The sequence below is a fragment of the Ensifer adhaerens genome (genome assembly GCF_000697965.2).
GTDB classification, from domain to species: domain Bacteria; phylum Pseudomonadota; class Alphaproteobacteria; order Rhizobiales; family Rhizobiaceae; genus Ensifer; species Ensifer adhaerens.
Genome location: NZ_CP015880.1, coordinates 2949278 through 2964869, shown reverse-complemented (window position 1 = coordinate 2964869; position 15592 = coordinate 2949278). Strand labels below are relative to the sequence as shown.

The window sequence follows — 15592 nt, the reverse complement described above, 5'->3', positions numbered from 1 at the left end:
GAACTGACATTGCGTCGTGATCGCAAAGACATACCTGGGCGTATGAGAAAGTACTAATGGCGGACTTTGTTGCAGTTATTCGCAGGACCGTTGACGGCCTGTCGGAAAACACACCTGAAATGCGGGACAGGGTATACGAGAAGGCGCGCGCGGCCGTGCGCCGCCAACTCGAAAACATGAACCCGCGTCCGTCGGACGACATGATCAATCGCCAGCTGGCGAAGCTCGAAAATGCGATCGCCGAGGTCGACAGCGAACATGCCGAGGCCCTGCCGGCGCTCGACGAGCCGGAGGTAGCCGAGGCGGAGACCGTCGAACCGGTTGCCTCGGACGCTGCAGTAGACGAGCCCGTTCCGGAACCGGAACCGGAACCGGAACCGGAACCGGAACCGGAACCGGAACCGGAACCGGAAGCTCAGTCTGCGCCGGTTGCCGAAAGCGAACCGGTGGCCGTTGCCGAAGAGGTCGAACAGCCGGCCGCGGAACCGGAAAGCGCCGCCGAGCCCTACCACCATGTCGAGGCTTATGAGGAACCGACGCATGTCGTCGAGCCTCATGCTGAACTGGCCGAGGAAAGTCCGGTCGAGCCGGTAGAATACGAACCGGTCGTTGAGCCTGCCGAAGCCGTTGCGGCGCCGCTGGACGAAAATCCCGTCGTGGCTCTGCCGCACGAAGACGCGCCAGCCTACGAAGTGCCCGAGTATTCGGAGCCGGTGGCAGAAACGCAGGACACATCGGAGCCTTCCCCGTCGGTCGAGGCGCAGCACCATGCCGCGCATGAGCCGGCCTGGGAGGAAGCGCCGGCGGCAAGCGCCGAGCAGAAGCCTGCACTCTCGGAGTGGGACCTGCCCGAGTGGGAGACCGTTGGTCCGACTTCGACCGTCGCCCCGGTTGCCGAACACTTCAGCGACGAGCGTGCCGCCGAGGCCCACGAACCGGATAACGCGCCCGAGCTCCTGGGGATGCACCCGGTTACCGAGCCGGACCAACATGCGCCTGAGGCGACGCCCAAGGCGGACCCGGTGCGCGGCTGGTCGTTCGACGACAATGACCCCTTCGCGGCGATCGAAGAGCGGCGGGCCGAGAAGACTTCCGAACCGGAGATCAGCGACTGGTCATGGCCGGTCGAAAAGCCAGTTCAGGCTACTGCCGCACCGGCGGCACAGAACCAGCAGGAACGCGCTGGTACCGCCTGGGATCATATCGACGACCTGCTCGGTTTCGAGGACGCGGCCAATACTGCTGCGGCGGGAGCCGGAGCTGCGGCCGCAGCACGCGAGCCGGAACGGGCTGGCGAAGCAAGCCCGGTGGCGCCGAGGCCGACATCTTACCGGGCCACGCCGAAGCCGTCGCGCTTCAGCATTAAGCGTCTCGCGATTGCGGGCGTCGCCCTGCTGGCGCTTGGCGGCGGCGGGTTTGCCTACTGGCAGAACCGCGAGGCCGGCAATGCCTGGATCTCCGGCATGGTGGCGTCGATAACCTCGGTGGTGTCAAACATCGGCGGAGCGCCGGCAGAACAAAGCACGCCGCCGCAGCCCGCTGGCGAAACCGCCACGCAGGAACCGGCTGCGCACGACGATACCGTCGCTCCGGACAACAGCTCGACCAAGTTCACGCAGCGCCTGATGGCGGACGGATCGGAGACCGACGACGGCCCGGCCAACCCAACCGGCGAGAGCGCGGCGCAGGAAGGCAAGTCCGTGGCGCCGCAGACGGAGGCAGGCAAGCCTGTCGAAGCGGCCGCCGGGCAGGGCGGCACGGCCGGCCAGGCCGGAGCGCCTGCGACAGGCCAGCCGGCGGGCCAGCCGAACCAGCCTGAAGTCGCGCTTGCGACCGGCGAGAAGATGTTCCTCTACGAGGAGCGTCTTGGCCAGTCTTCGCCCACGGCCGTTCCGGGAACCGTGGCATGGACGGTGAAGGAGGAGTCGCCTGGCGGCGACGCCAAGCCCGAACCGGCAATCCAGGCCCAGATCACCGTTCCCGACCGTGGCCTCACCGCGCTGATGACGATCAAGCGGAATGCGGATCCGTCGCTGCCGGCAAGTCACGTCATCGAATTCGTGTTCTCGCTGCCGTCGAACTTCGAAGGCGGCGCTATCGACAGCGTACAGCGCGTATCGATGAAGCGGACCGAGCAGGACCGGGGAGACGCCTTGATCGCGGTTCCGGCCAAGATCACCGACGATTTCCACATGATCGCGCTGAACGATGCGACGGACGCCATCGGCAACAACACCGAACTGCTGCGTAGCCGCAGCTGGATCGATATTCCGCTCACCTATCGCAACGGCCGCCGCGCGCTGCTGACGCTTGAAAAGGGGCAGAGCGGTACGGATGCCTTCAACCAGGCGATGCGCGCCTGGTCGACGACGGGAACGGCTGCCGAAAGCAACAGCCAGTAAGCTCGATAAGAGCGGTAGATACAGAAAACCCGGCGGAAGCAACCGCCGGGTTTTTTGTTGGTTTTCGCGCTCTTGAAGCAGAACCTTTGTTGAAGTGCTGCAGTCGCCTCAGGCGCCTTCGACGACGCGCAGGGAATTGGCGCGCTCCAGCGCTGCCTTGCGCACGGCATCCTGAACCTTTTCGAAGGCGCGAACCTCGATCTGTCGGACGCGCTCGCGGCTGATGTCGAACTCGGCCGAAAGATCCTCAAGTGTCAGCGGATCTTCGGTCAGACGGCGTGCTTCGAAGATGCGACGCTCACGGTCGTTGAGCACCTTCATCGCGTTCGCTAGCAGCGCCCTGCGGCTTTCGAGCTCGTCCTGCTCGATCAGGATTTCTTCCTGGTTGTCGTGATCGTCGACGAGCCAGTCCTGCCATTGGCCGGAATCGCCTTCGCTCGCCTTGATCGGCGCATTGAGCGAGGCGTCGCCGGACAGGCGGCGGTTCATCGACACGACTTCGTCCTCGCTCACCTTGAGCGTGGTGGCGATTTCCTTGACCTGCTCCGGCTTCAGGTCACCCTCATCGAGTGCCTGGATCTTGCCCTTGAGGCGGCGCAGGTTGAAGAACAGCCGCTTCTGGTTGGCGGTCGTGCCCATCTTGACCAGCGACCACGAGCGCAGGATGTACTCCTGGATCGCCGCCTTGATCCACCACATTGCGTAGGTGGCGAGACGGAAGCCGCGATCGGGTTCGAACTTCTTCACGGCCTGCATCAGGCCGACGTTGCCCTCCGACACGACTTCGCCGATCGGCAGGCCGTAGCCGCGATAACCCATTGCGATCTTGGCGACGAGGCGAAGGTGGCTGGTGACGAGCTTGTGGGCCGCTTTGCGGTCGTCATGTTCCTGGTACCGCTTGGCGAGCATGTACTCTTCCTGCGGCTCCAGCATCGGGAACTTGCGAATTTCGTCGAGGTAACGATTGAGGCCGCCTTCTCCAGCGGCAATGGACGGCAAATTGTTTCGGGCCATATGAAGCACCCCCCTTTTTAGTCTCCGGCCTCCGGTCGGCAAGCCGGGCATGTGGGTCTTCGTCAAGACCCCACGAACGTAGAAAATAAGTACGGCGAAAGCATGATTCAAGGAGTCCGGTTCACAAGCATGTGACGCCGGAGCGACGGAAATGTCACGAATAGAGGCTCGCCTTAAATCGGAATTCTTTCGCCGGATTTCAAGGGGCGGTCACTCCCCGCTGCGCAGCGCGTCGATCAGCGCTGCCATGTCGGCCGGCATCGGTGCTTCGAAATGCATGGTCTCGCCGGTCGAGGGGTGTTCGAACTGCAGCATGAAGGCATGCAGCGCCTGGCGGTGAAACTGGTTGACGACGGTCTTGGCGGCCTCCGGCAGAAGGTTCGCCTTGGTTCTGAAGGCGGCGCCGTATTCGGGGTCGCCGATCAGCGGGTGGCCGATATGAGCCATGTGCACGCGGATCTGGTGGGTCCGGCCCGTTTCCAGGTGGCATTCGATGGTCGAGGCGAGCGAGGTGCCGTCGGGCTTTTCGAGATAGCGCTCGACCACCTCGTAATGGGTAATCGCCTCGCGGGCGTCGTCGCTGTCCTCGCGCTTGACCGCGCGCTTCGTCCGGTCACCGGCGCGGCCGAGCGGCGCGTCGATCGTACCCTTCAGTTGCCGTGGCCGCCCCCAGACGACCGCCCGGTAGGCGCGCTCGAGCGGGCCGGTGCGGCCGTGGTCGGCAAACTGGTCCGAGAGATGGCGATGGGCCGCATCGTTCTTGGCGACGACCATGACGCCGCTCGTCTCCTTGTCGAGGCGATGGACGATGCCGGGGCGCTTGACGCCGCCGATGCCCGACAGGCTGCTGCCGCAATGGTGGATCAGGGCGTTGACCAGCGTGCCGGTCCAGTTGCCGGCGCCCGGATGCACGACAAGGCCGGCCGGCTTGCACAGCACGATCAGGTCGCTGTCCTCATAGAGCACGTCGAGGGGAATGTTCTCGCCCTTCGGCTCGGGATCTTCCGGCTCGGGCAGGTCGATCTCGAAAACGTCGCCCGGTTGTACCTTCTTTTTCGGTTCGTTCACCGGCTTGCCGTTGACTGACACCGCACCCTGTTCGATCAGGGCCTTGATGCGGTTGCGGGAGAATTCACCCGAAAGTGCGTCCGTCAGGAAGGAATCGAGCCGCCCTGCGGCATCCTCGCCCGCCGTCAGGACTTTCCTATTGGCCGTTGCTTGTTTAAAGGGGTCGTTCATTCCGCTAAATATCCGAAAAAAGGCCAGCCATGACCGCAATCGAGCCCGACGACCAGGAAGACAAGCCGCTAGATCCGGCGATGGAAAATGTCCGCCGCAAGATGGTGAAGCTGCAGCTCGTCTCGGCCGGCGTCATGTTGGTCATGCTTATGGCTGTCCTTGGAACGATTGTCTACAAGCTGACACGCACGGATGAGAAAGCGCCGGCCCAGACGTCCGCTGCCGTCGTCCCGAGCGAGGCACCGCTCAACGCCGTTGCCGCGCTGCCCGCAGGCTTCACCGTGACGAATGTCGCGCTTTCGGGCTCGCAGGTGCTGTTCTACGGCAACCTGCCCGGCGCCGAGCCGCGCGCCATCGTCTTCGACATCGGCACCGGCCGCATCGTTGCGGATATTACCGTTCGGACGAACTGACGGCATGCCAGGCGCCCTCCCGCCCGTCTTGCGCATCGACGATCCCGCCGATCCCCGGATCGCCGGTTTCGTCTCGATCAAGGAGCGCGATCTGACGGGGCGGCAGGGTCGCTTCATCGCCGAAGGCACCGTGGTGCTGCGCATGCTGGCTGCCGCGCACGAGACCGGCCGTGGCTTTGCGGCCGAGGCCCTCCTGCTTCTGGAAAACCGTCTGGAGGGCGTTGGCGACATTCTTCGGCGTTTCCCGCCTGACGTGCCGGTCTATGTGGCGAATGCGCAGGTGTTCGACGCGATCGCCGGCTTCAACATGCATCGCGGCGTGCTGGCACTCGGGCGCCGCGAAGGCGAGCCGGATCGCGACGCGCTGATCGCGTCGCTACCCGCGTCGAGCCTGGTGCTGGCGGCCTGCGGCATCTCCAACCACGACAATATGGGTGCGCTTTTCCGAAACGCCGCGGCTTTCGGGGTCGATGCGGTGCTGATGGACGAGACGAGCTGCGATCCGATGTACCGCAAGGCGATCCGCGTTTCCGTCGGTTCCGTGCTGACGGTGCCTTTTGCCCGCGAAGGGTCCGTTGCCGTCATGCTGCAGCAGCTGCAGGATGCGGGCTTTGCAATCTGGGGCCTGTCGCCGGCGGGAACGATCGACATCGGGGCGATCCCGGCGGCACAGCGCACGGCGCTTCTGATGGGGACCGAGGGCGAGGGGCTGCCGCAATCGGTGATGACGGCGATCCAGACGGCGCGCATCCGCCAGCGTCCTGGGCTCGACAGCCTCAATGTGTCGACCGCGGCGGGCATCGCATTGCACCAGGTGGCATTGATCAACGGCCGGATCTGACGGTTCGCACTGGTGTAAGGGCAGGTGATTCCGACCGCTGCGCGCACTACTCGCGCGGCAGGATGTCCTTGACGCGCTTTGCCAGGCTTTTCCTGTTACCGGTGCCTTCTTCCTCGCCCGAGAGCAGGCCGAGGATGGGGGAGGCGGCGCCTTCGTTCGTCGCCGTCAGTGCGACCATGCCCGCGGCGATTGCCGCGACTTCATCACGAAGCGCCTCGTCATGGGCTGCGGACTTGGAGTTGGTCAGGCGCTCCGAAAGGGCGGTGGCGCGATTGCGCAGGTCGTCGGCGGCGACGATGGAGCCGGGCTCCCCTCCTACGGATTGGGCCGGTTCCGCGGCGCCGTTGGCGGCCGGTTCGGATGCCGGCTTGCGGTCGCGGCGCAGGGGAAAGGCGACGCCCGCGGCGCGGAGAGCCTTGGCGGCGTCACGCATTTCCTGGTTGGTGTCCTTGACCTTGGCTTTCAATCTCTCGATTTCCCCGGCGCGCCTTTCGAGCGCGCTCTCGCGATCGGCGCTGGTCGCCATTTCGCGCGCAAGCTTGTCTTCCAACCGGTGCAGGCGGGTCCCGTCGCGCGACAGCCGGAGCTCCATTTCCTTTGCATGGGTGGTCTCGGTCTTCAAGTCGCTGCGCAGGGCTTCGCGCTCGTCGCGCAGCGTGGCAATCCGGCTCTTCAGATGCTCGACCTCGGTCTCGCGCGCAGCCAGATCGATCCGCAGGTTGTCGGTCTGGGCCGCATCCTGGGCGAGCTGGGCGTCGCGCTTTCTGATCTCGTCAGCCTTGCCGGCGTTGTCCCGCTCGACGCTGTCGAGGGTCGCCTTCATGCGTTCCAGCCGCTGTTCGAACTGGCGGATGGCCGAGCGCATGTCTGCCGCCTCAACGTTCATGTCGGCCAGCTGGGCGTGCAGATCGGCGTTTTCGCCACTGAGGCGACGGGCTTCCTGCAGGCTCTTCTCATTTGTGAGCATCAGTGAGACGCCCTTGTCCCGTTCGCGCTTCAGGGCCTGAAGCGTGCGGGCATTCTCGGCGGCAAAGGCGGCGCGGGCAGTATCCTTTTGCGCGCGCACCTCCTGAGGGCTGAGCGGCATCGTCGCTTTCAGCCGGTCCTCGGCGAAACGCACGATCCGGCGATGGATCGCCGGTGCGACCAGGAGACCGATGATGATCGCCGTCAGAAAGCCCAGGGCAAAGAGAAGCGAGAATTGGATCACGAGCTGGCCGTTTCGAAACTGGACCGGAAACCGAACCGCCTGCCCGGCCACAAAGGGCACGGCAGGCGCTCCATCTTCCGCTTCCTTGCACTAAACATGACGTTTCGTGCGCTGCAAGTCTATGGTGCCGGATTTTGCGACAGGCAGGTCCGGCAACGGTCTTAGAAGGGATTCCAGGTGGGGGTCTGGGTCATCTTGAGGTAGCCGACATTGACGCCGAGGCGCGCGCCGATGCCGGTGCGGATCGGCACCACGACGATGTTCTCGTCGGTCAGCACCGTCATGCCGACGCCGGCAACCACATAGGCCGAGCCGGAGACGCCGCCGAAGCGCTTGTAGAGCGCCGGCACGCTCGGCAGATTGTAGACGAGCATCATGGCGCGGCTGCCCTGGCCACCCCAGTCGATGCCGAGCGACGGACCCTGCCAGAAGACGCTGTGCTGTCCGGCATTCTTGGTGTTGAGCTCGCCTTCGCCATAGGTGAGGCCGGCGATGAACGCGCCTGAGCCTTCCTGCCCGAGAATGTAGCCGTTCGGCAGGCCGTAGCGTTCAAAGGCACGTTCGACGACCTTGGCAAGGCCGCCCGAGGTTTCGCCGAAGAAGCCGTGACCGGCATCGACGATTTCCTGCATTGTGTATTGGCTGTTGTTGTTCGCCGACTGGGCGTGCGCAGCGGACAGGGCGCCGGCGACCAGAAACATCGTGGCCAGGACAACACGGCCAGCCGATGTGGCTGCCTTCATGATCTGATGCATCATATCCTCCGTCAGGCGCGAAAATTGCTCGCTTGCGGGTTTGCAGTGGCCGACAGTCAGATCACTGCTCGGCCAGTTGGGGTCTGGACCAATGCCATGCAATTTGAACTGATGGTCTTAACAATCGGTTTACCAAATGTGGTGTCATTATGTTCCACTGATGAACGGCTGCGCCGGGCAGCTCATGACTTGCGTCTTCACGCGTGAGGGTTTACCGGCGTGACCACGGCGCGTGCTCCAGGCGACGGCCGATGGCACCAAACAAGGAACTAAGATGGCAACGAATCCGAACCTGACATTGACGGGACCCGATCTGGCCGCGCTTCTGTGCAGCCGGGTTTGCCACGACATCATTTCCCCGGTCGGCGCCATCAACAACGGCCTGGAACTGCTCGACGAGGGCGGCGCCGATGCCGATGCGATGGACCTCATCCGCACGAGCGCGCTCAACGCCTCTGTCCGGCTGAAGTTTGCGCGCCTTGCCTTCGGTGCCTCGGGTTCGGTCGGCGCGTCGATCGACACCGGCGAAGCGGAAAAGGCCGCCAAGGATTTTGCCGCTGCCGAGAAGAAGACCGAGGTCAATTGGCACGGCCCGCGGGCGATCATCGCCAAGAACCGGGTCAAGCTGCTTCTGAACCTCTTCTTGATTGCCTACGGCGCCATTCCGCGCGGCGGCTCGATCGACGTGACGCTCGAAAATCCGGAATTCGACGCCGCGTTCACGCTCGTTGCGAAGGGCCGGATGATGCGGGTACCGCCGAGGCTGGTGGAACTCCTGTCCGGCACGCCGGAAGAGGCGGTCGATGCCCATTCGATCCAGCCCTATTACACCGTGCTTCTCGGCGAGGAGGCGCGCATGGAAATCGCCGTTACCTCGACCGGCGAGGAAATCATCTTTACGGCCAAAATGCAGCCTGAGGTTTAATTCGGCGGCGCCAGGTATTCCGATTTCGTGACTTCTCGACAGCCGCCGGGTGCCATCGCATCCGGCGGAAACGTATCTGCCATATGCGTTTCGATCTCGCTCGTATTCTGGAAAATTTAATGTTTTCAGCGTGTTGATCCTGCTCGGAAAAGCTTCGTTAAGCAAACTCCGTAACGAAATCTTTCCCAAATTTGTATAGAGTTGTTTCAAGAATGCCGATACGCGTATAGGTAAGTGGCGAAGGGAGTTGGACATGCGACGTTTGATGATTGCCGACGGCTCGGATGTCGTGCGGAAAGTTGGAAAACGTATCCTCTCCGGCATGGGCTTCATGGTTTACGAGGCGTCGAACAGCCTCGAGGCGCTTGTGCGCTGCGAAGCGGAACTCCCGAACATCCTGATCATCGACGCGGGCCTCGAAGGCGCGCTCGAGCTCATCGGCAATATTCGGCGGTTGCCGAACGGCCCTTCGGTGCGGATCTATTACTGCGTCGTCGAGGCAGACCTGAAGAAGATGATGGCCGGCAAGCGCGCTGGCGCGGACGACTTCCTGCTGAAGCCTTTCGACCGCAAGATCCTGACCAGCGTTTTCGCGAGCCAGTCGATGGCGGCCTGAGCCGCCTTATCCTGATCTGTTTGCAGCAAAATCAAGCCGTGGCGTTTGCCGCGGCTTTTTGTTGTGTGCGGAGCGGGCGAGCGGATCAGATTTTCGAGCGTCGGGGAAGGGGAGGGTGCAGGCGCGCGCAACCCTGGCATCCGCCGGGCATTGCAGGACCGGCAAGCGTGGTCGTTTGCGCGCAAAACAAAACCCGCCTCATAGGCGGGTTTTGCGAAACTCTTGAATGTCGGGCCCGCATCATGCGGGGATCGGTGCAAGCCCTGGCGGGGAATCAGGCAGTTTCGGCGTATTCGGCACCATCCGGCTCGCGCAGCACATAGCCGCGGCCCCAGACGGTTTCGATGTAGTTGGCGCCGCCGGCGGCGTTTGCAAGCTTCTTGCGCAGCTTGCAGATGAAGACGTCGATGATCTTCAGTTCCGGCTCGTCCATGCCGCCGTAGAGGTGGTTCAGGAACATTTCCTTGGTGAGCGTCGTGCCCTTGCGCAGCGAGAGCAGCTCGAGCATCTGGTATTCCTTGCCGGTCAGGTGGACGCGCTGTCCGCCGACTTCAACCGTCTTGGCATCCAGGTTGACGATGAGCTCGCCGGTGGAGATGACCGACTGGGCGTGGCCCTTGGAGCGGCGGACGATCGCATGAATGCGAGCGACCAGTTCGTCCTTGTGGAACGGCTTGGTCATGTAGTCGTCTGCGCCGAAGCCCAGGCCGCGAACCTTGTCTTCGATGCCGGCCATACCCGAAAGAATCAGGATGGGTGTCTTCACCTTGGAAAGACGCAGCGTTCTCAAGACTTCGTAGCCGGACATGTCCGGCAGATTGAGGTCGAGAAGGATGATGTCATAGTCATAAAGTTTGCCGAGATCGACGCCTTCTTCACCGAGATCGGTGGTGTAGACGTTGAAACTCTCGGACTTGAGCATCAGCTCAATGCTCTGAGCCGTTGCACTGTCGTCTTCAATTAATAGAACCCGCATATTCTTCCCCTTTTCCGCCGCCCAAGGTTGTCGTGGCACCCTTACGCGATACGGATCCAGTCGTTGCCTGATTTGGAGGCTGCCACCAAATGGTTAACAAATTCTGATTCCCTCTGGCAAGGTGTATCGAGTTTGTTAAATATTTTTAGCAGTCTCCTGATTTCAAACGTGAATCCAGAACGGCTAATCTCATGTGAAACATGAGGAAATGCCGTTATCTGACTCTTCTGACTCGTTAATGCCGGGGCGGTCACATTTCGTGCCTCAGCATTTACGGAGCCTTAAATCATCACGCCTATGATTAACGATGCCCGTAAACGAAAGGTTACCAGCGGTAGGCTTTTGTTAATATCGCTGAAGATTTTTCGTTTCCGGCCCTGTTCGGGCCGGCTCGCGGGCAAATCAGTAACCGGGGTCTCGTTATCCACGGGAGTATTGCGTATGAAAGCACGTGAGAGCCTTGTCCGCCTGAAGGAATTTCAGGTCCGGGAGAAGCAGCGTCAGCTGAACCAGCTTCAGATGATGATGGCTGAGTTCGAACGGATGACCAAGGATCTGGAAAATCAGATTATTTTCGAGGAGAAGAAGTCGGGTATCTCCGATCCCCAGCACTTCGCCTATCCCACCTTCGCCAAGGCCGCACGTCAAAGAGCCGACAATCTTCAGGTTTCCATTCGCGAACTGAAGACGCAGCAGGATGCTGCCGAACTCGCGCTCGAAGAAGTGCAGGCTGAATACGCGAAGGCGGCGGCCCTCGAAGAGCGGGACACGTCGACCCGCCTGCGGGCATAGCTGCGGCTCCTGCGCCAAAATCCGGCGCAGCGGGCCGTAACGCCTTGTTCCAAAGGGTGATTTGAACCCCGAGCCGGATCCGGCAAGGGGGATTTGTCCGTTGGACGGGCCGATTGCCCGTTTCGGAGCAGATGGTTCCATCCTTGACGGATCATGCGGCTGGCATGATCCGATCCGGCACGATCGTGACAAGACAAAAAGACCCGCCCGATGCCTCGGCATCCGGGCGGGTCTTCTCATTTTGGGGCCTGCAGGGCCGCGCCTCTTTCAAGACGCGCCAAGGTCGCGATTTCGATTTAAGATTTGTGCGGTGGCTGCCGCGGTTGTCTCAACCCTGGATGACATCCTGCCATTCGGGATGTCGCATCGCCTGGGCCTTCATGAAAGGGCAGAGCGGAATGATCTTCCAGCCGCCCCTGCGGGCTTCCTCGATCGCATGCTTGGCCAGCGCCTGGCCGACACCCTTGCCGCGCAGAGCATCCGGAACGAGCGTATGATCGACGATGATCAGTTGAGGCGAGGTGCGCGAATAGGTCATTTCACCGGTATGGCCTTCGACTGATGTCGAATAGCGGCCGTGCGATCCGGTTTCCTCGTGCATAATTTCCATGGCAGCCTTCCTTGATGAACGGGTTTGTCTGCGTGGAAGCTAGCGCAGTTTTCCGCAAATCGGAATCGCCTGCCCCGCCATCGCCGGAGGACAGAGCGTTCGTTAAACGCAACCAATGCCGGTGCGCGCGGGACCTGGAAAAACGACGGCGGCGGCCCCGGGAAACCCGGAGCCGCCGCGCGACCTATGGCCCTGTGATGGGCGAACTAGTGGCGATACTGCTGGATGCGAGTGGTGCGCAGGCCGGCGAGACCGTGATCGTTGATCGAGGACTGCCAGGACAGGAACTCCTCGACGGTAAGGGTATAGCGTTCGCACGCCTCTTCCAGGCTCAACAGGCCACCGCGCACGGCGGCAACAACCTCAGCCTTCCTGCGGATCACCCAGCGCCGGGTATTAGCCGGCGGCAGATCCGCAATCGTCAGAGGGCTGCCATCGGGGCCGATGACATATTTCACGCGTGGTCGCATCATTTCGGTCATGGGACTCTCTACACAAACTCAAGACCATATGACCGTGACCTTAGCCTGCCACATTTAACATTTGCCTAAGCGTCAAGTAACAATTTGCTCATAATTTGAGACACTTCCGGCGGGCTTTTATCCGCGTGTGGCGCCCCTTAGATCTTGGGGCAATATTTCCCCGACTTGTGGAAACGCTTGAGAACAATCCGGATTCTCCCGGAATTGACATGGGAGCCATGCAAATACCACATTTCACTTTAACTAAAATTTTTGGTAACGAAGCCCCGAAATAAGGATGAGCGTCGTATGTACGCTCCCGCATTCATTCTTGGTGCATCGTCATAGTTTTCACAACCGGGCGCGTTTCTTTCGCGGGCAGGCCGGGAGCGGCAGTTTTATTTCGCCTGTCGGGTGAATTTCATGCTCCTGAAGATGTGGGGCGTTGTTTGTATTTCTCTCGACCGGTGCGGTGGCGCCGGGGATGTGGTGATCGCAGATGAAGGAATCGCATGAACCGGCCTTGCTGCGCGAGGCTGAAACGGTGGAGATGTTTTCGGACATCGATACGGCCACCGTCCGCACCGAGTACGAACTTCTGCATCTCATGCGGCGGTTGATCGCGCGCTATGGCTTCGGCCATTTCATGATCGCGCGCATGCCGCTGGCCGAACAGCAGCGCTTTTCCGAGCGGCTGGTGCTCAGCAACTGGCCGTCCGAACTGGTGCGCCAGTACGACGCCTGCGAGACTTTCCAGTCGAGCGGGCTGGTCGAAAAGTTGCGGTTCACCAAGCTGCCGGTGACCGGCGGGGCCGAGCTGCTCGATGTTGCGGCCAAGCCCGCGGACGAGGCCATGGTGCACCGCCTGCTGGCCCATCCGGAGATGGCGCGCCATTTCGCGGTGCTGCTGCACACGAGTGGCGGCGATCCCTTCATCGCCATGCTTTCGGGCCGCCGCGAGGCACCTGCCGGCGTCGAGCGGGCGACGCTGTATCTCACGCTGGTCCAGCTTTTCGAATGCCTGGAGCGCACCTTCGACACCGGCAATACGGCACGTGAAAAACTCTCGAGCCGCGAGTTGGAATGTCTGCGCTGGGCGGCTGCCGGCAAGAGCAGCGACGAGATCGGCATCATCCTGGGGATCTCGACCTACACGGTCAGCAGCTACTTCAAGAGCGCGACCCGCAAGCTCGATGCCGTCAACCGCATGCAGGCGATTGCCCGCGCCATGCGATTGAAGCTGATCTGACGCCTTTAAGGCCGGGCAGCGGCAGCGGCCGGCCTTGCCGCCGGACGGACAAGTTTCTATATGTCGCGGAACTGAAAGTGCCGCGACGCGCTCTATGCATCCGATTGATGCCGGCCGCCGCGGAGCCGAAGATGCCGTGGGCCGAGAGTTCCTCGGCAAAGCATCGCATGAAGCGTGAAACAGGGCAGGCGCAAGGTTGCCGCCCGAAGGCCGGATTGGATCCCGTGAACAGTCTCGATTTTGACCGCAAGCCCGAAGATACGCGTGTCGTCGTTGCCATGTCCGGTGGCGTCGATAGTTCCGTCGTTGCCGGCCTGCTCAAACGCGAGGGCTACGACGTTCTCGGCATCACGCTGCAGCTCTACGATCACGGCGCCGCCGTGCACCGTGCCGGCTCCTGCTGTGCCGGCCAGGACATCGACGATGCACGCCGCGTCTGCGAAACCCTCGGCATTCCCCACTACGTGCTCGACTACGAAGCGCGCTTCCGCGAAACGGTGATCAATCCCTTCGCCGAAAGCTATATCGCCGGCGAAACGCCGATCCCTTGCGTTGCCTGTAACCAGACGGTCAAGTTTGCCGACCTGCTTTTGACCGCCAAGGAGCTTGGCGCCGATGCGCTGGCGACCGGCCACTACATCCGCTCGCGCCCGAGCCCGAAACCGCGCTATGCCGGCCAGCGGGCGCTCTACCGGCCGACGGATGCCGATCGCGACCAGAGCTACTTCCTCTTTGCAACGACGCAGGAGCAGATCGACTATCTGCGCTTCCCCTTGGGGCATCTCTCCAAGGCCGAGACCCGCAAGCTCGCCGAGGAGATGGGCCTCGTCGTCGCCCAGAAGGCAGACAGCCAGGACATCTGTTTCGTGCCCCAGGGCAAGTACAGCGACATCGTGTCGAAGCTGAAGCCGAATGCAGCGCTTTCCGGCGAGATCGTGCATCTCGACGGCCGCGTGCTCGGCACGCATGAGGGCATCCTGCACTACACGATCGGCCAGCGCCGCGGCATCGGCGTTGCGACCGGCGAGCCGCTCTACGTCGTCTATCTCGACGCCCGCTCGCGCCGCGTCATCGTCGGCCCCAAGGAGGCGCTGGAAACGCGCCGCGTCTACCTGCGCGACGTCAACTGGCTGGGTGATGAGGACGTCGAAGTGGCCGCTGCGCGGGGCTTTGAATGTTTCGCCAAGGTGCGCTCCACCCGCCAGCCGGCGCCTGCCGTGCTCGCGATGGACGAAGAGGGCATCTATGTGGAGCTTGCGGAAGGCGAAGCCGGTATTGCACCCGGCCAAGCCTGCGCGCTCTATTCCGGCGTCGGCGAGGATGCGCGCGTTTATGGCGGCGGATTTATTCGCAAATCGGAACGCGAAGCCGGCGCAGAAGCCGCGCTGAAGGCGCTGCTTTCGGCGCAGGCAGCCGCCTGAAGCCCTTGATTTCCGGGCTGTTGTGAAAACTTCACATTTTCCCGGAGACTTGGGTTGACAGTGGGCGGAAGCGGGCCGTATAAGCCGCCCGTCCAGTCAAGACGGCTTCCACTTCGAAGCCCTGACGCGGTACCCGGCGGAGTAGCTCAGTAGGTTAGAGCAGAGGAATCATAATCCTTGTGTCGGGGGTTCGAATCCCTCCTCCGCTACCATTCGTTCCCGAAGGAATCGATAATAGTTTGCTTGTACGGCTGTAGCTCGCCGCGATTTTCCGGAATTTTGACACCCAAAACCGGAAAAACGTAAATTCCGCTAAAGCTGTCAAAAAAGCCACTGCCGCGTCGTCGCGGTTCGCGACGATGCCGAGATTGTAGCAGGCGATCCAGAGCGACTGCAGCTTGCTGGCAAAGCGACCAGTGAGCTTGGCACGACCGTTCGGCCGAGAAGCGCTCGGCGCCGGTTGGAAACCTTCGTTTCGGAAGACGGCGAGCACTCTCTGACGTTCTTGCTCTGTCATGTCTTTGGTCGAGGCCTTGCCGGTGATGTGAGTGAGCTTGGCACGGTAGGTGTCATCGTCCAGGCCGAGTTTCTTCTTGGCGACATGAATGGCAGCAAGGGAACTGCTCATCTGACACCTCCCACCAGAGCGCAGCAGTCGTGACTTGCAC

The 15592-nt window shown here is 62.1% G+C and carries 15 protein-coding genes, 1 tRNA gene and 1 pseudogene; 9 read left to right on the top strand and 8 right to left on the bottom strand.

Annotation, left to right across the window (positions count from 1 at the left end; translation table 11 throughout):
* The first annotated feature begins 56 nt into the window (after positions 1–56).
* A complete protein-coding gene (locus FA04_RS14470; RefSeq protein WP_034806439.1) occupies positions 57–2402 on the top strand; it encodes a hypothetical protein in 2346 nt (781 codons plus the stop codon).
* A 108-nt stretch (positions 2403–2510) separates the two neighbouring features.
* Here the strand turns inward: FA04_RS14470 and rpoH are convergent, their stop codons facing one another.
* Together rpoH and FA04_RS14460 are read right to left on the bottom strand one after the other, a co-directional pair.
* On the bottom strand, positions 2511–3416 hold the full coding sequence (rpoH, locus tag FA04_RS14465) for an RNA polymerase sigma factor RpoH (protein WP_034806441.1): 906 nt from the start codon (positions 3414–3416) through the stop codon (positions 2511–2513).
* A 210-nt stretch (positions 3417–3626) separates the two neighbouring features.
* Positions 3627–4655 carry an RluA family pseudouridine synthase gene (locus tag FA04_RS14460; RefSeq protein ID WP_034806444.1) on the bottom strand — a complete coding sequence of 343 codons (1029 nt, stop codon included), beginning with the start codon at positions 4653–4655 and terminating at the stop codon, positions 3627–3629.
* Positions 4656–4684: 29 nt separating this feature from the next.
* Here FA04_RS14460 and FA04_RS14455 point away from each other — a divergent pair, with 29 nt between their 5' ends.
* Positions 4685–5068: a hypothetical protein gene (locus FA04_RS14455; RefSeq protein WP_034806447.1), complete on the top strand. Its 384-nt coding sequence runs from the start codon at positions 4685–4687 to the stop codon at positions 5066–5068.
* Positions 5069–5072: 4 nt separating this feature from the next.
* A complete protein-coding gene (locus FA04_RS14450; protein ID WP_034806450.1) occupies positions 5073–5909 on the top strand; it encodes a TrmH family RNA methyltransferase in 837 nt (278 codons plus the stop codon).
* Between the two features lie 46 nt (positions 5910–5955).
* On the opposite strand, the gene FA04_RS14445 is transcribed toward FA04_RS14450, so the two are convergent.
* Together FA04_RS14445 and FA04_RS14440 are read right to left on the bottom strand one after the other, a co-directional pair.
* Positions 5956–7119 carry a hypothetical protein gene (locus tag FA04_RS14445; RefSeq protein ID WP_034806704.1) on the bottom strand — a complete coding sequence of 388 codons (1164 nt, stop codon included), beginning with the start codon at positions 7117–7119 and terminating at the stop codon, positions 5956–5958.
* Positions 7120–7280: 161 nt separating this feature from the next.
* Positions 7281–7874 carry a DUF1134 domain-containing protein gene (locus FA04_RS14440; protein WP_082572792.1) on the bottom strand — a complete coding sequence of 198 codons (594 nt, stop codon included), beginning with the start codon at positions 7872–7874 and terminating at the stop codon, positions 7281–7283.
* A 274-nt stretch (positions 7875–8148) separates the two neighbouring features.
* On the opposite strand from FA04_RS14440, the gene chpT reads away from it, so the two are divergent.
* Entirely contained in the window at positions 8149–8799 is a 651-nt protein-coding gene (gene chpT, locus FA04_RS14435) for a histidine phosphotransferase ChpT (RefSeq protein WP_034806457.1), read from the top strand.
* A gap of 253 nt (positions 8800–9052) precedes the next feature.
* The gene (locus tag FA04_RS14430; RefSeq protein ID WP_034806707.1) at positions 9053–9415 is read left to right on the top strand and encodes a response regulator; all 363 of its coding nucleotides are present in this window, start codon (positions 9053–9055) and stop codon (positions 9413–9415) included.
* A gap of 274 nt (positions 9416–9689) precedes the next feature.
* On the opposite strand, the gene ctrA is transcribed toward FA04_RS14430, so the two are convergent.
* Positions 9690–10391 carry a response regulator transcription factor CtrA gene (ctrA, locus tag FA04_RS14425; protein WP_025424706.1) on the bottom strand — a complete coding sequence of 234 codons (702 nt, stop codon included), beginning with the start codon at positions 10389–10391 and terminating at the stop codon, positions 9690–9692.
* Between the two features lie 441 nt (positions 10392–10832).
* Between ctrA and FA04_RS14420 the strand changes: the two genes are divergently transcribed.
* Positions 10833–11183: a flagellar export protein FliJ gene (locus FA04_RS14420; protein ID WP_034806460.1), complete on the top strand. Its 351-nt coding sequence runs from the start codon at positions 10833–10835 to the stop codon at positions 11181–11183.
* Positions 11184–11511: 328 nt separating this feature from the next.
* On the opposite strand, the gene FA04_RS14415 is transcribed toward FA04_RS14420, so the two are convergent.
* A complete protein-coding gene (locus FA04_RS14415) occupies positions 11512–11793 on the bottom strand; it encodes a GNAT family N-acetyltransferase (RefSeq protein ID WP_034806461.1) in 282 nt (93 codons plus the stop codon).
* A 206-nt stretch (positions 11794–11999) separates the two neighbouring features.
* Positions 12000–12275 carry a CtrA inhibitor SciP gene (gene sciP / locus FA04_RS14410; RefSeq protein ID WP_003527546.1) on the bottom strand — a complete coding sequence of 92 codons (276 nt, stop codon included), beginning with the start codon at positions 12273–12275 and terminating at the stop codon, positions 12000–12002.
* Positions 12276–12753: 478 nt separating this feature from the next.
* Here sciP and FA04_RS14405 point away from each other — a divergent pair, with 478 nt between their 5' ends.
* The 3 genes from FA04_RS14405 to FA04_RS14395 all read left to right on the top strand — a co-directional run bounded on the left by FA04_RS14405 (position 12754) and on the right by FA04_RS14395 (position 15136).
* A complete protein-coding gene (locus FA04_RS14405; protein WP_034806462.1) occupies positions 12754–13503 on the top strand; it encodes a helix-turn-helix transcriptional regulator in 750 nt (249 codons plus the stop codon).
* 167 nt (positions 13504–13670) lie between these two features.
* A complete protein-coding gene (gene mnmA, locus FA04_RS14400; protein ID WP_051659745.1) occupies positions 13671–14924 on the top strand; it encodes a tRNA 2-thiouridine(34) synthase MnmA in 1254 nt (417 codons plus the stop codon).
* 135 nt (positions 14925–15059) lie between these two features.
* A tRNA-Met gene (locus FA04_RS14395) sits at positions 15060–15136 on the top strand.
* A 131-nt stretch (positions 15137–15267) separates the two neighbouring features.
* Here FA04_RS14395 and FA04_RS14390 read toward each other — a convergent pair.
* A pseudogene (locus FA04_RS14390) lies at positions 15268–15552 on the bottom strand (phage protein GemA/Gp16 family protein); the annotation flags it as partial.
* Positions 15553–15592: the final 40 nt, after the last annotated feature.